At 63.7% G+C, this 15,524-nt stretch carries 12 protein-coding genes; 1 reads left to right on the top strand and 11 read right to left on the bottom strand.

Annotation, left to right across the window (positions count from 1 at the left end; translation table 11 throughout):
* Position 1: 1 nt before the first annotated feature.
* The 8 genes from DX923_RS16675 to hflX all read right to left on the bottom strand — a co-directional run bounded on the left by DX923_RS16675 (position 2) and on the right by hflX (position 11,009).
* Positions 2-781 (bottom strand): helix-hairpin-helix domain-containing protein, encoded by a 780-nt coding sequence (locus DX923_RS16675; RefSeq protein WP_240322791.1) that lies wholly within the window; start codon positions 779-781, stop codon positions 2-4.
* A 220-nt stretch (positions 782-1,001) separates the two neighbouring features.
* Positions 1,002-1,853, bottom strand: a complete 852-nt coding sequence (locus DX923_RS07165) for a DegV family protein (protein ID WP_240322824.1) — start codon at positions 1,851-1,853, stop codon at positions 1,002-1,004.
* 52 nt (positions 1,854-1,905) lie between these two features.
* The gene (gene leuS / locus DX923_RS07160; RefSeq protein WP_116113728.1) at positions 1,906-4,845 is read right to left on the bottom strand and encodes a leucine--tRNA ligase; all 2,940 of its coding nucleotides are present in this window, start codon (positions 4,843-4,845) and stop codon (positions 1,906-1,908) included.
* Between the two features lie 218 nt (positions 4,846-5,063).
* The gene (locus DX923_RS07155) at positions 5,064-5,702 is read right to left on the bottom strand and encodes a lysoplasmalogenase (protein ID WP_162872834.1); all 639 of its coding nucleotides are present in this window, start codon (positions 5,700-5,702) and stop codon (positions 5,064-5,066) included.
* 146 nt (positions 5,703-5,848) lie between these two features.
* Complete coding sequence (gene rpsT, locus DX923_RS07150; RefSeq protein WP_116113725.1) at positions 5,849-6,109, bottom strand: 30S ribosomal protein S20; 261 nt, start codon at positions 6,107-6,109, stop codon at positions 5,849-5,851.
* 223 nt (positions 6,110-6,332) lie between these two features.
* The gene (gene holA / locus DX923_RS07145; protein ID WP_116113724.1) at positions 6,333-7,310 is read right to left on the bottom strand and encodes a DNA polymerase III subunit delta; all 978 of its coding nucleotides are present in this window, start codon (positions 7,308-7,310) and stop codon (positions 6,333-6,335) included.
* Positions 7,311-7,337: 27 nt separating this feature from the next.
* On the bottom strand, positions 7,338-9,320 hold the full coding sequence (locus DX923_RS07140; RefSeq protein ID WP_116113722.1) for an ATP-dependent DNA helicase: 1,983 nt from the start codon (positions 9,318-9,320) through the stop codon (positions 7,338-7,340).
* A gap of 108 nt (positions 9,321-9,428) precedes the next feature.
* The gene (gene hflX / locus DX923_RS07135) at positions 9,429-11,009 is read right to left on the bottom strand and encodes a GTPase HflX (protein WP_116113721.1); all 1,581 of its coding nucleotides are present in this window, start codon (positions 11,007-11,009) and stop codon (positions 9,429-9,431) included.
* A gap of 169 nt (positions 11,010-11,178) precedes the next feature.
* Between hflX and DX923_RS07130 the strand changes: the two genes are divergently transcribed.
* Positions 11,179-11,925: a class I SAM-dependent methyltransferase gene (locus DX923_RS07130; RefSeq protein ID WP_240322790.1), complete on the top strand. Its 747-nt coding sequence runs from the start codon at positions 11,179-11,181 to the stop codon at positions 11,923-11,925.
* Between the two features lie 33 nt (positions 11,926-11,958).
* On the opposite strand, the gene dapF is transcribed toward DX923_RS07130, so the two are convergent.
* The 3 genes from dapF to miaB all read right to left on the bottom strand — a co-directional run bounded on the left by dapF (position 11,959) and on the right by miaB (position 15,423).
* Positions 11,959-12,837, bottom strand: a complete 879-nt coding sequence (dapF, locus tag DX923_RS07125; RefSeq protein WP_240322789.1) for a diaminopimelate epimerase — start codon at positions 12,835-12,837, stop codon at positions 11,959-11,961.
* A 109-nt stretch (positions 12,838-12,946) separates the two neighbouring features.
* On the bottom strand, positions 12,947-13,855 hold the full coding sequence (gene miaA, locus DX923_RS07120; protein WP_116113718.1) for a tRNA (adenosine(37)-N6)-dimethylallyltransferase MiaA: 909 nt from the start codon (positions 13,853-13,855) through the stop codon (positions 12,947-12,949).
* Between the two features lie 86 nt (positions 13,856-13,941).
* Positions 13,942-15,423: a tRNA (N6-isopentenyl adenosine(37)-C2)-methylthiotransferase MiaB gene (gene miaB / locus DX923_RS07115; protein ID WP_240322823.1), complete on the bottom strand. Its 1,482-nt coding sequence runs from the start codon at positions 15,421-15,423 to the stop codon at positions 13,942-13,944.
* Between the last annotated feature and the right edge of the window lie 101 nt (positions 15,424-15,524).

Raw genomic sequence — 15,524 nt, 5'->3', positions numbered from 1 at the left:
GTCAGAGGCTGACAAGCGGCATGATCTGTTCGACGAGCTTGGGCCCTATTCCCGGGATCTCCTGCAGCTCTTTCAAGGAACTGAACCTGCCGTGGGACTGCCGCCATTCCACGATGCGTCGAGCGGTCACCGGACCTACTCCAGGCAGAGCGTCCAAGGCGGTGGCATCGGCGGTGTTCACGTTGATCTTTCCTGGTGCTGCGGAGCTCTTTCCTCCCGGCCCCCCAGATGCGCCCCCACCTTGACCCGGAGGGAGAAGCTCACCGTGAGCAGGGACCACCACCTGCTCGCCGTCGGACACCACCCTGGCCAGGTTCACCTGTCGGGTGTCCGCTTGAGCGGTCAACCCGCCGGAGGCTGCGATCACTTCCTCGACCCGCGCCCCGGACGCTGCACGCACCACACCGGGTTTCTTCACCTGTCCGACGACATGGACGACCAGTGTCCCCGCCGTCGAACCGGTGGAGGTGGGCGTCGTCACCGGTGATGCCGCGGATTGTTTCCCTTCAGGGATGGACTTCTGCTGCTGTCGCAGATCACCAGGTCTATTCGATGCGACCACCGGGGTCGGCGTTGCCGCGGACGAGGTCATGAATACGCGTACCCCGAACACCACAGCAACGAGGACGCCCAGCACGGCCAATCCCCCTATCGCACCCCAGGCAGGCCGTACTCGGGAACTCTGCAACATCGGGGGAAGAGTCAGCAAACGCACCCGAGATCCGGATCTCGTCACCGTTCGTTCTTCGCCCGGACCGGGCACGGTCGAACCACCTGCCATGGGCTGATCCGGACCGCTGTTCGGCTGAAGAACTATTTCCACAGGGTCGTCGGCAGGCTTCGGCCGGCCTCGCCGAACCAGGGCAAGAACACGATCTGTCGACGGGGGTGCAGGAGAGGTCGAACGCATGCCCGTCAGGGTGCCAAGGAGAGGCGCTACCCACCGGATAGCGCCAGAATCCTGGGGACCGACCGTTCACCCAGGGCGAGGTTGTGGACGACTATCTTCCTGATCGGTGTCTCGGCGGAGAGATGACGACCCCCACAGCTCCCGGTCCGAGATGGGCGGCAGCGACCAGACCCAGCTCCTGCACCATCGGAGGCTCCGCCACATGATCAGCACATCTGGCAGATAAAGCATCCGCCAATATGCGTGCCCGATCTGGAGCTGCCACATGATGCACAACCACTCGTGGCGGCCCGAACAGCGAATACACTGCTGTGTCTCTGCCCAGCTGGAGGTCGACCAGATCAGTCAACCGCGCCACGGCCTGCTTCATGGTCCGAGTCTTCTCCAGGGGCATGATCCGCCCCGCGGACAGCTCCAGCACCGGACGGATCGACAAGGCAGCGCCGAGGAAGGCCGAGGCAGCGCCAATGCGTCCCCCACGATGCAGAAAGTCCAAAGAAGCCACGCAGAAGAGAACTCGAGTAGTTCTCCCCGACTCGGTTGCCACCGCAGCCGCTTCTGAAGAACTCCCCCCGGCGGAGACGCAAGCAAGCGCGTCCATCACCGCATTCCCCAGCCCTGCGCCCATCGTCGCCGAATCGACGGTATGGACAGGCAGGGAAGCGACCTGACCAGCGATCCGTGCCGAATCATAGGTACCGGACAAAGCCGAGGAGAGGTGAATGCTGAGGACCTCGGACGCTCCGGCCTCCGCCAACCGTTCGTAATGGTCCAGAAAAACCTGAGGGGACGGACGAGAGGTCATGACTCGACCGCTCCTTCCCAGATCTCGGTTCAGTTCCTCCCCAGGACGATCGATACCATCGACATAGCTGTCGACCCCCACCGAAGCGGTGAGCGGTACAACTGTCAGGCCTGCTTGCCGTGTTGCTTCCTGCGGCAAGCAGGCCGTCGAGTCGGTGACAACTGCGATACGGCCCAAGGCGTGAGCCGGGTCAGCTGGCGACGATGTTGACCAGCTGAGGAGCCCGCACGATGACCTTGCGCACTGTTCTGCCCTCGAGTATGCCGGAGATTCGTTCCGTGGCCAGAGCGAGCTCTTCGAGTGCGTCAGCCGTGATGTCTGCCGGGACCTCGATCCGGTCCCGGACCTTCCCCTGGATCTGAATCACACAGGTCACGGTGTCTTCGACCAGCATTTTCGGATCTGCCTGCGGGAAGGAGACGAAAGTCAGCGATTCTGCATGGCCCAAGCGAGACCACAGCTCCTCTGCGATATGCGGAGCCACCGGGGCCACCATCAACACCAGCTGTTCAGCAGCCTCCCGAGGCACCTCACCGAGCCGGGTCAAACCATTGTTCAGCTCGATCAACTTGGCGATGGCAGTGTTGAACCGCAGAGCCGCGTAGTCGGCGGCGACCCCGTCAGCGGTCCGTGCGACCAACCTGGCCGTGGCCTCGCCCATCGGCTGGTCGACGACCCGAACCTCGCCGGTCACCTCGTCGATCACATTGCGCCACAGCCGCTGGAGGAAACGTTGTGCGCCGACCACCGCTCGGGTCTCCCAAGGCCGAGAGACCTCCAAAGGACCCATGCTCATCTCATACACCCGGAAGGTGTCTGCCCCGTACCGTTCGTACATGTCGTCCGGGGTGGTCACATTTTTCAGCGACTTGCCCATCTTCCCGTACTCACGGTTCACCGGCTGCCCCTGCCAGAAGTAGGACGGCTCGTCGTTACCGTCCGCAGAGGGAACCTCCTCCACCTCTGCTGCCGGGACATACTGGCCTCGTTCGTCGGTGTAGGCGAAGGCCTGGATGTAGCCCTGGTTGAACAACCGGCGGAAGGGTTCTTCGCTGCTGACATGGCCCAGATCGAAAAGAACCTTGTGCCAGAAACGGCTGTACAGCAGATGCAGTACCGCGTGCTCGACACCGCCGACGTAGAGGTCGACGCCACCGGGATCGCAGGCCCCGGCGGGTGCTCCGACCACCGTGGTCGAACGCGGTCCCATCCAATATTCCTCGACCTGCGGATCCACCAGCATCGAGTCATTGGCCGGGTCCAGATAACGCAGTTCGTACCAGCAGGAACCGGCCCAGTTGGGCATGGTGTTCGTCTCCCGATGGTAGCGGCGAGGACCGTCACCGAGGTCGAGTTCGACGTCGACCCATTCCTGGGCACGGGACAACGGCGGCTCCGGGGAGGAATCGGCGTCATCCGCGGCAAAAGTCTTCGGGCTGTAGTCGGGGACCTCAGGCAGCAGCACCGGCAACATCGACTCCGGCAATGCGTGCGCCTGCCCGTCCTCGTCATAGACGATCGGGAAAGGCTCGCCCCAGTACCGCTGACGGCTGAACAGCCAGTCACGCAAACGGTAGGTCACAGTCCCGTGACCGAGCTCGTTCTTCTCCAACCAGTCAATCGTCCGCGCTTTGGCTTCCCCGACGGTCAGCCCGTCGACCGTCAGGTCGCCACAGGAACTGTTCACCGCCACGCCGTCACCGCAGAATGCCGCACCGGATGCAGCTGAACCGGGCCAGGACGGATCTGCGATGCCATCGACCGTCGGGCTGACGACATCGATGACCGGCAGCTCGAAAGCCTGGGCATAAGCGAAATCTCGCTCGTCGTGAGCAGGCACGGCCATGATCGCCCCGGTGCCATATCCCATCAGGACATAGTCGGCGATGAAGACGGGTACCTGTCGGCCGTCCACCGGGTTGACCGCATAAGCGCCGGTGAAGACGCCGGTCTTCTGACTGCTGTCCAACTGGCGCTCGACATCGCTCTTGCGGGAAGCCGCTCGACGATAGGCCGCCACAGCCTCCGCAGGTCCGCTAGCACCCCCAGTCCAGACCGCGGGAATCCCTTCGGGCCAAGAACCGGACGGGGTCAGCTCGTCGACCAGCGGATGTTCAGGGGCCAGCACCATGAAAGTTGCGCCGAACAAGGTATCCGGCCGGGTGGTGAACACCTCGACCGGCCGGGAGCTTCCGTCTGCGGACTCAGCGCGGAAAGTCACCTGGGCGCCATTGCTCCGGCCGATCCAGTTGCGCTGCATCAGCTTGACCGGCTCCGGCCAGTCCATCCGATCCAGGTCGTCCACCAGGCGGTCGGCGTAAGCAGTGATCCGCATCATCCACTGCGACAGGCTCCGCTTGAACACCGGGAAGTTTCCCCGCTCAGAGCGTCCGTCGTTGGTGACCTCCTCGTTGGAGAGCACCGTCCCCAACCCCGGACACCAGTTGACCGGGGCTGCCGAGACATAGGCCAGCCTGTGGTCGTCGATGATCTCGTGTTTCTCCTGAGGAGTCAGATCTGCCCAGCTGCGCCCATCCGGGGTCGGCAGCTCACCTTGGCTGTATTTCTCCACCAGATCAGAGATAGGACGCGCGCGACCGGTGCCCTCACCGGACCGTCGAGGAGCATGCTCGTCGTACCAGCTGTTGTACACCTGCAGGAAGATCCACTGGGTCCACCGGTAGAAGTCCTCATCGATGGTCGACACCGAACGCCGGTCGTCATGGCCCAGGCCCAGCCGCCGCAGCTGTCGCTTCATCGTCCCGATGTTCTCCTCGGTCGTGATCCGAGGGTGCTGTCCGGTCTGGACCGCGTACTGTTCCGCAGGCAGACCGAAGGCGTCATAGCCCAGGCAATGCAGCACATTTTTCCCGGTCATCCGCTGGTAACGGGAAAAGACATCCGTCGCGATGTAGCCCAGAGGATGTCCGACATGCAGCCCGGCACCGGAGGGATACGGGAACATGTCCATCACGAAGAGCTTGTCCCGTCCGGCTACACCGTCAGGATCGGCCCAGGGACCCGACGGGTTCGGAGCATGGAAGATCCGTTCCTCCTCCCAGCGGTCCTGCCAAGCCGTCTCGATCTGACCGGCCAGCTGAGCTGTGTACCGGAAGGGGGTCTCATTCATCGCTCTTCGTCCTCGCTCGCTCGTGCGGATGCGTGCGACACCTCATGTCGCCACCGACGCCGGGTACGACCTTCTGACATGGAAAAGACCCCCGCCCAGGGGGCCAGCCGCGTCGAGACCCGGGAAAGTCGACGCGGCTACCTAAGGAGCAGCAGGCTACGCATGAGCCCAGGCTAGCGCAGCCACCCTCAAGCGAACACGCGCCTTTCTCCTTGTGGTCACGACAAGGAGCCCAGCACGATGAACGCCTGCGCCAACTGATAGGTCATGATCACCACCACCCCGGCATATGGACGCGGCGCATCGAAGCGGTCCAGAGCCAGGACAGTGTCAGAAACGACGAAGAGCACCCCGCCCGCCAAGGTCAACGGCTGGCCGGTGGCCCCCGCCGCGATCGCCATCACCGACAGGATCGAGCCGTAACCGAGCGTCGCATAAGCCATCACCGAACCGGACCGCTGCCCGGCGCCGCTCCGCACCCGAGTCAACGAGAGCACCGCGAAAGGCGAGACCAGCACAGCAGCCAGAAGAGCGTTCACCGGATGCAACCACGAGACCGCGAACACCACCACGTAACACAGATGGCCGAGGAGAAAAGCGGACAGCCCGGCGAGGAAAGCTCTGTTGTCCTTCCTCAGGAGAAGAACGTCGCCGACCAGCCCACAGGACAATCCCACCAGCAAGGCCCACCCGTGGAGACTGTCCGCAGCTCCCATACTCGCCGCGAGCGCGACGAGCAGAACCAAGGTTCCGACCTTTGTAGGGCGGTAGATGATTTGGACACCCTTCGCCGCGGAATACCAACAGGCGAGAGCAGACACAGCGGCGAGAGAGCCGACGAGGTAAGTGGTGCTCATGATGGCGAGGACTCTACCGTCCTCCGAGGATTCGGTCTTCCTCCCGCAGGCTGGAACCCTGCGACGAGTCGGGCGGAGAAAAGCCGATGGCCGCACGCCTCTGGGGCGTACGACCATCGTGAGAACTGCCACGAAGGCAGCTCAGGTCACAGCTTGGCGTGAACCTTGGCCATCGCCGACTTCTTGTTGGCGGCCTGGTTCTTGTGGATGACGCCCTTGCTCACGGCCTTGTCGAGCTTCTTGCTCGCCAGGCGCAGCGCTTCCGTGGCGGTTTCCTTGTCGCCTGCGGCGGCAGCCTCACGGAACTTGCGGATCCACGTGCGCAGCTCGGACTTGTACGCCTTGTTGCGCTCGGTGCGCTTGGCGTTGGTCTTGATGCGCTTCATCTGGGACTTGATATTGGCCACGAATCTCTCCTGGTCGATCGACTGCCGCCTGCGGCAGGCCCGGCCTCACCTCCGGAGGGTGGTCACCTCCGGCCAAGGACGAGCTACGGATTGCGTGATGCACACGACCTGGGCGCACACGCGACCTTCAACGTTACCAGCGTCGAGCGGCATGCCCCAAGCCACCAGGGAAAAAGCTGGTTCCTGGCGGGGATCCGCTGCTGACAGCGCGGATCCCCGCCACTCACCCTCGACGTGCCTGGCAGATCTGGACGAGGCAACGCTCCACGGCATAGCGCGGGTCACGCCCGCCACCTTTGACCGCGTAGTCGGCAGCAGCCACCGCCTGAATCGCCACTCCCAAGCCGTGGGCATCCCACCCCGACAATGAGCGACGCGCTCGATCGATCTGCCAAGGTGCCATACCCAAGTCCTTGGCCAGGGAAGCCCCCGATCCACGGGGTGCGCCTGCCACTTTCACCAGTTGTCGAAGCTGCAACGCCAGCACAGCAACGATCGGTACCGGGTCGACTCCCGCAGCCATGGCGTGCCTGGCCAGTGCCAGGGCCTCTCCCTGCTGCCCGGCGACAGCCGCATCAGCCACTCTGAACCCTGTGGCTTCGACCTTCCCCCCGTGATAGGTCTCCACCACGGACTCATCGACCGTCCCTTGGGTGTCCGCGATCAGCTGAGCGCAGGCCGAAGCCAGCTCTGAAAGGTCCTTGCCCACCGCCTCCACCAGCGCCCGCACGGCCTCCGAGGTGATTTTTCGCCGGTTGCTGCGGAATTCGTTCACCACGAAGTCTGATTTGTCTCGATCTGACTTGACTGCCGGGGCCTCCAACACCCGAGCTTTGCGCTTCTTCATGGTGTCCACGATCTTTTTGCCCCGGTTGCCTCCCCGGTGCCCCACCACAAGAGTCACATGTTCGGCAGGACACTCCAGATAGGACAGCAGCTCTTTCTGCAGATCCTCCCTGGCCTCGTCCGCATCGGGAATGACCACCGCGGTACGACCCCCGAACAAGGACGGACTGACATGAACTGACAGCTGCCCCGGTTCGTAGGTGATGGCCGAGAGCCGAACCACATCGATCTGCGGATCCTCAGCGCGAAGGACCGCCAAGGTATCGGACACCGCACGCCGGGCCAATAATTCCTCAGGACCCAGGACCAGCACACAAGGCGGAACGGTCGGCGGTGGAGAGACAACAGCAGGCATCCTCCCAGCCTGCCATGTCCTGCCCGGCTAGGACCGCTCCCGTAGCGGCACCACCGGAGCGGCCGTCCGGTCCAGACGGTCCAAGGCTCCCAGCACCAGCTCGCGGTCGGTCGTTGCCCAGAAAGGAGGGAGCGAACTTTGCAGAAAGCCTGCGTAACGCGCGGTCAGCATGCGTGAATCGAGGAAAGCCACCACCCCTCGGTCGTCATCACGTCGGATCAGACGACCCACCCCCTGTGCAAGGCGGAGCGCAGCATGTGTCGCCGAAACCGCCATGAAACCGTTGCCGCCCCGACGGCTCACCTCCTCACTGCGTGCGCTCGCCAAAGGGTCGTCAGGGCGAGGAAAAGGAATCCGGTCGATGATCACCAGTTGGCAGGCCGACCCCGGGACATCGACTCCCTGCCAGAGGGAAAGCGTGCCAAACAGGCAGGTCCGCGCATCGGAGGCGAACTCCCTTACCAGAGTGGGGGTCTGATCGTCTCCTTGGCAGAGGATCGGATAGTCCTCTCCCAGTCGTTCACGCATCTCCTCGGTGGTCGCTCTGGCAGCCCTCATCGAGGAGAACAACCCTAGGGTGCGTCCCCCTGCAGAGCGGATCAAAGCCTCGATCTCGTCCATCGCGACCGGGGATGCGCCTTCCCGGGTAGGCGCAGGTACGTGTCGAGCCACATAAGCCATGGCCTGTCGCCGATAGTCGAAGGGGCTCCCGACATCGAGCCCGTCCCAATGAGGTGCGTCCTCCCCCTGCAGACCGAGAACGCCTGCCACGCTGTCGAAAGAGCCACCGAGCTCCAAGGTCGCCGAGGTGAGGACGACGGTCCGTTCCTGGAAGACCTTTTCCCTCATCATCATCGCCACGCTCAACGGAGCTACTCGGAGGACCATTCCTCTGCGCAGGTCCTCGCCTGACCAGAGAACATCGATCTCACGCCCGGCGAGAATGCGGTCGCACACCTCGAAGATCTCTTCGACTGCGGACCGGGCCAACAACCGGTCGCTATTACTTCCGGGGTCGTTCTTCCCGCTGCCGTCCGCTTTCAATTGGGACTGGACATCCCTCGAGCTCTCCAACACGCTGCCCAGGGCTTGGGCCAGCTCCTCAGGAAGTATTCGCAGGCGTCCTTCCGGCAGCGACTCCAAAGCCTGCCGCAACGCCTCTGCGCTTTCGACGAGTTCAGCAGTATCGGCCAACCGTCCCGCTTTGCGGGCCGCGCTCTCCACCATGCCGGAGGTCAGTTCGTCGGTGATGGTGGCAGTCACCCGGTCCACCAGCTCATGCGCCTCATCGACGACGAGCAGATCGTGCTCGGGCAACAGCTGCCGGCCTTCGAAGGCGTCGATCGCCATGAAGGAGTGATTGGTCACGACGACATCGACGTCCTGGGCGCGAGCCCGGGCTATCTCAACGAAACAATCGTCCCGGACCGGGCAGGCCCCGCCGAGACATTCGCGGGCACTCACCGATACCTGATGCCAAGCACGTTCGGACACACCGGGGACCAGTTCGTCCCGGTCACCCGAATCAGTCTGCCCCGCCCACTCCCGCAGGCGGAGGACTTCTTTACCCAACCAGGACGACTGCTTGTCGACCTCCCCTACCGACAGCAGCGTCCCCTCGTCATCGTCAGGCAGACCTCCATCGGTCTTGTACCTGCACACGTAGTTCCGCCGCCCCTTGACGAGGACGCAGGTGGGTTCACGCCCCAGCGTCGGACGGAGTGCTTCGGCAAGCCGGGGAAGATCCCCGTCGACGATCTGCGACTGCAAGGCCAAAGTCGCCGTCGCCACCACTGCGGGTTTCCCCGTAGCGAAGGCATGTGCGACAGCAGGGACCAGGTAAGCCAAGGACTTACCGGTCCCGGTTCCTGCCTGGACCAGAAGATGCCGTTGGGTGTCCACGGCGGCTTCGACTGCCTGCGCCATCTGCAGCTGACCAGCGCGTTCCCGCCCACCCATCGTGGAAACGACGGTGTTCAGCAGCATTCGGCAATCAGGAGGCGTGGACACCGGACCACCCTAATGGGCGACCGGGCCCCTGCCGACACGACGAAAACCGGCAGGAAGAGGCGGCCCTACCGCCGGGTGGGGCCGCCTCACCGTCACGACGTGCGATGTTCAGGAGCTGGTTGTCACAAAAGGTGACAGTTCACCCGCCAGATCCGGCAATACCCGGACCTGCAAACGGGTGCCCTCGGCGATGTGTTCCTCACGGAGGACATCAGCCTGCTCATGCACCCGATGGACCAGTTCTCCGCGATCGTAAGGAATCAGCACTGTCAGATCGATCTGAGGACGCGGGATCTCTGCCGCGATCCGCTCGATCAGAGCTTCCATGCCTTCGCCGGTGCGCGCCGAGACCACCAGACAGTCACGTTCACGACGGACCAGCTGCTGAAGGGTCTCGCTGTCCGCCAGGTCAGCCTTGTTCACCACCACGATCTCCCGAGGCCCAGTGCGTATCTCGGCACCGTCCTTGCGCGCCGCCCGGTCACGAGGATCGGAGGACCATGCGTCCTTGGCCACCGTGTCTGATTCCTCGTCGGCGTTCAGCCTGGCCTTTTCCGCGCCGGAGGCCATCACCTCGGCCAGCACTTCACGGACCGCAGCAACCTGCGCAAAGGGATCCGGGTGCGATCCGTCCACCACATGGAGAAGAACGTCTGCGTCGGCGACCTCCTCCAACGTCGATCTGAAGGCCTCCACCAGCTGGTGGGGCAGCGACCGGACGAAACCCACCGTGTCGGAGAGGGTATAAGGGCGCCCGTCCGGCGTGACCGCTTTACGCACGGTGGGATCCAAAGTTGCGAACAAAGCATTTTCGACAAGGACGCCTGCTCCGGTCAGCCGGTTCAGCAGCGAGGACTTACCAGCATTGGTGTAACCGGCGAGAACCACGGCAGGAACCTGGTTTCCCCGTCGCGCACCACGTTTCACGTCTCGGGTGGTCTTCATGTGCCGGATCTCCCGGCGGAGTTTCGCCATCCTCGAGTTGATACGGCGCCGGTCGAGTTCGATCTTTGTCTCACCAGGACCACGTGACCCCATGCCCATACCGCCAGCGGCCTGGCCTCCGGCCTGTCTGGACATCGACTCACCCCAGCCGCGCAGTCGAGGGAGAAGATACTGCAGCTGGGCCAACTCGACCTGTGCTTTACCTTCCCGCGACTTCGCATGCTGGGCAAAGATGTCCAGAATCAGTGCGGTCCGGTCGATGACCTTGACCTTGACGATGTCCTCCAGCGCGCGACGTTGGCTGGGCGACAGCTCGGCGTCACAGACCACCGTGTCGGCGCCCTCGTTCACGACGACATCCCGCAGTTCCTCGGCCTTGCCCGAGCCCAAGAACGTCGCCGCGTCCGGACGCTGTCGTCGCTGGAGGAGCCCTGCCATCACCTGAGAACCGGCCGTCTCAGCCAAAGCAGCGAGCTCCCGGAGCGAATTCTCTGCGTCCTCAACGGACCCAGATGACCACACCCCAGCCAGGACCACCTTCTCCAAGCGGAGTTCGCGATACTCGACCTCTGTGATGTCTTCCAGCTCGGTGGACAACCCACCCACTCGGCGCATCGCAGCTCGTTCTTCACGTTCAAGCTGATCACCGTCGTAGGACACGAAGTCAGGGTCGTGACGATGCCAGTCGTCGTCATCGGCAAGAGCGCTGGCACGGGTGGAGAAGATGTCATCGGGTTGCGTCATGGTGACTCCAGGGTGTCATGACCACCTCGTACACAGCCACTCGATTTCTTCCGGGCAGCCACTCAAAGACAACGGTGCCGTCAGCCTGCCTCACGTTTTCGGCGTTGAGCAGCACTAGCATGGGACTCGTGTGGCCTTCGCCGGACGAAGGTCAGCCACTGTCATCGGCATGCGAGCAGACCGCATGTCTCCTCTCGTCTCCCCGGATCAGGACACGGCCGTGAACGACATCACCCCCACCCGACCGCAGAACCGGCCAGAGCCGAGCACTCCGCCGAAAGCCGTTGCCCAGCACTATTTCTCCGCCCGCCCGGAGGTGACCGAAGAACGTAGGCAACTACGCATCCGTCTAGCAGGCCACGAGGTCTCCGTCTGGACCGCCAACGGCGTCTTCTCCACCGATCGACTCGACCTGGGCACCTCTGTCCTCTTGCGTGAAGCTCCTCAGCCACCGCGGGAAGGCACCTTCCTCGACCTGGGCTGCGGATGGGGACCGATTGCGCTGACCCTCGCCATGCACTCCCCCGAAGCGACGGTGTGGGCCGTCGACGTCAACGAGCGTGCGCTGGCTCTGACCTCAGACAATGCGCAATCGCTCGGACTCACCCACGTCCGAACAGCCCTCCCGGAACAGGTGGATAAAGAAGCCACCTTCGACGTGATCTGGTCGAATCCTCCGATCCGGATCGGCAAAGCCGCGCTCCACACTTTGCTGTCCACCTGGTTACCGCGACTCGCTCCTGGTGGAACGGCCTACCTGGTGGTGCAGAAGAATCTCGGCGCCGACTCTCTCCAATCCTGGCTGAACGGCACCCTCTCCTCGAGCTACCACGTCGACAGATACGCCTCGGCGAAGGGATTCCGGGTTCTGCGGGTACGTCGGGAGCCGAACGACTCCTGGATAGATCCGGCCTGAGCAGAATCGCTGGGCCGCTGACCCCGGCCCGGCTCAGCCGAGAACGAAGACCCCGTCTGCCACCAGTTCCGCAGGACCTGCCAACTCCACTTCCCCACCAGGCAGCGCCGTCACCTGCACCGAACCACCCGGCAGATCGACCTGCCACTGCTCGTGCGCATGCGGCTCACCACTCCACAGCATGAATGCGAGCGCTGTGGCACATGCCCCGGTACCGCACGACCTGGTCTCGCCGACCCCGCGCTCGAAGACCCTCATCTGCAGCCGATTCGAGCCGGTCACCTGCGCTAGTTCCACATTGGTGCCGTGCGGTGGAACCGGGATCACCGAAGGCATCACCGAGAGGTCCAAGGCGGACAGATCGATGTCATCAGGAAGCGCGACGACCGTATGCGGATTTCCCAGGTCCATCGACAGGCCCGGCCACGGCTCAGACTGGTGCAGCGCGACAACGGCGTCATGTCCGTCCGTAGCGAACCGCTCCTGATCCAGCACCCGCCAGGGGCCGAGATTCACGGCGATCCGGTCTCCCACCACGCTGACCTTCTTGACCCCGGCCCGCGTCGCGATCGCAAATTCCGACTCCTCAACCAGACCTTCTCTGATGAGGTAAGCAGCGAAGACCCTGGTGCCATTGCCACACATCTCCGCGATGCTGCCATCCGCATTGCGGTAGTCCATGAACCATTCGGCCTCAGCGGCCTGCGCCCGCACCAGAGCCTCGGCGGCCTGCTCTGTACGAACCACTCGGATGACCCCGTCCGCGCCGATCCCTGCTCTCCGGTCGGCCAGTTTGCGTACCAGCTCCGTATCGAGGTCTCGCTCGCCGGTGAAATCAGGCACCACCACGAAATCGTTCTCCGTGCCATGTCCCTTCGTGAAGGGAAGGGTCGACTGCGCATTCTTCGTCACCGTCCCATTCTGACGTGCAGCCCGCGACAACGTTGTCGACGGCCGTATCCCGGTCTGCGAAGCCGCTCTCTCCGGAAGCCTGGTGAGTGGATGCCGATGTCCTGGTGATTCAGGAAGCTGAGTCGATCGCTTCAAGCGCCGACGCGAGCACATCGGAGCCGCAGGCGTCCACCCAGGCGATCCGCGGATCGGCCCCGAACCACGACTCCTGCCGACGGACCAGCCGCCTGGTCGCGCGGACGGTGTCCTCGATCGCTTCCTGTTCGGAAAGGTCGCCTGCGAGCTGCGCTGCGGCCTGGGCATAGCCCACTGCCCGGGAAGCCGTCCGAGTGCCGGACAAACCGGCCCTCTCCAGGGCTTCGACCTCCTCGAGCAATCCGTCAGCCCACATCCGGCGAGTACGCCGCTCGATACGTTCATCCAGAACCGGACGCGCAGCACGCAATCCCAGTTGGATCGTCGGCAACACGTACTCACGTCGCGGCATCGTGGCTGAGAAAGGCCGGCCGGTGAGCTCGATGACTTCCAAGGCCCGAACGATCCTCCGCCCGTTGCGGGGGTCGATCTTCGCTGCGGCCGTCGGGTCTTGAACTGCGAGGACAGAGAAGAGGAACTCGACGCCCTCGTCGTCGAGTCGTTCTTCCCATCTCGCCCTGACAGCGGCATCGGTCGGTGGGATCTCCAGGACATCCAGTGCTGCTCGTACGTACAGCCCAGACCCCCCACAGACCACCGGTATCCGGCCGCGGGCAAGCACACTCTCGATATCGGCCCGGGCCGCGCTCTGGTATGCGGCGACAGCAGCGTCCTGAGTGATCTCCAGAACATCGATCTGATGGTGAGGAATGCCTCGACGCGCGGGGAAGGGAAGCTTCGCCGTGCCGATATCCATGCCCCGGTACAGCTGCGAGGCATCGGCGTTGACGACCTCACCACCCAGATGGAGCGACAAGGCCACTGCCAGATCGGACTTGCCCGTCGCCGTAGCACCCACTACGGCGATCACCTTCTCGGACATGCCGATGACTCCTCACCCTTCGATTCTGTGCACCGAGACCGACCGATGTCTTTCAGGACACCGGCCTCGGGCCCCGTTCCCGAAAGTCAGTCGCACCCGCACGGAGTGGCCTCAGCCTTCGGCGGGGCACCGATGCGTGGGATCCCCAACGAGACCATGGGTCGGCCGCTGACCGGGTTTTCCTGCGAATCCGCCCAAGCCTGGCCGCCGCGGGTCCGCCGCACCCGGTAGGTGCCACCGGACAAGGCCCCGTCAGCCACGAGATGGTGCGGCGCACCATAGGTGACATCGACCTCCACGATGTCACCCGGGCGTGCCAGATCGCCGGCCTCCCGCGCTTCCTGCGGTACCGAGAAGTGCACCAGACGGTTGTCCTCTGCCCGGCCGGACATCCGATCCGTCTGCCCGTCCTTGCGCCCTTCTCCGGGCGCGACCAGGACGGAAACAGTTCGTCCCTCCACCTTGCGATTCTCCTGCCAGGAGATCTCGTCCTGTAGAGCGACCAGACGTTCGAAGCGTTCCTGCACGACCGCTTTGGGAACCTGACCGTCCATCGTCGCCGCTGGAGTTCCCGGACGGATCGAGTACTGGAAGGTGAAAGCGCTGGCGAAGCGCGCTTGCTCAACCACCCGCATGGTCTCGTCGAAGTCTGCGTCCGTCTCCCCAGGAAAGCCCACGATAATGTCGGTCGTGATAGCTGCTTCCGGGATCTGTTCCCGGACCCGGTCGAGGATCCGCAGAAAACGGTCGCTGCGATAGCTACGCCTCATCGCCCGCAGAACGCTGTCCGACCCAGCCTGGAGCGGCATGTGCAGCTGAGGCATCACCGTGGGCGTCTCGGCCATCGCCTCGATCACATCGTCGGTGAAGGCCGCCGGATGCGGACTGGTGAACCGGAGCCTCTCCAGACCCTCGATCTGCCCACAGGACCTCAACAGCTTGCCGAAGGCCCCACGATCCCCGAATTCGACACCGTAGGTGTTGACATTCTGTCCCAGCAGCGTGACCTCGATCACCCCCTGTTCCACCAGGGCCCGTACCTCCGCCAGGATGTCCCCTGGGCGCCGGTCCTGTTCCTTGCCACGTAGGGCAGGAACGATGCAATAGGTGCAGGTGTTGTTGCAGCCCACGCTGATCGAGACCCAACCCGAGTAGGTGGAATCCCGTCGGGTCGGCAGCGTCGAGGGAAAGGCCTGCAGAGCCTCGAAGATCTCCACCTCGGCGCGTTTGTTGTGGCGAGCACGATCGAGGAGCGCAGGCAGGCTCCCGATGTTGTGTGTGCCGAAGACGACGTCGACCCACGGCGCACGCTGGACGATGAGTTCCCGGTCCTTCTGCGCCATGCATCCACCGACGGCGATCTGCATCTGCGGATTACGCTGCTTGGCAGGGCGCAGTTGCCCCAAGTTGCCGTACAACTTGTTGTCGGCGTTCTCTCGTACGGCACAGGTGTTGAACACCACGACGTCGGCGACTTCTGGTCGGTCCTGATCAGGCAAACTGGCGAGGTCGACATAACCGGCCGTCTCGAGGAGACCGGCGAGTCGCTCGGAGTCGTGGACATTCATCTGGCACCCGTGGGTACGTACGTCGTAGGTCTTCGTCACGGCTACTTTCCGAAGGAGGCGTGTGGACTATGGGCGGGTACGTCGACGGCACTCGATGGGGC

Source organism: Austwickia chelonae, from assembly GCF_003391095.1.
Taxonomy (GTDB): Bacteria; Actinomycetota; Actinomycetes; order Actinomycetales; family Dermatophilaceae; genus Austwickia; species Austwickia chelonae_A.
This window is presented reverse-complemented; position numbering and strand designations above follow the sequence as displayed.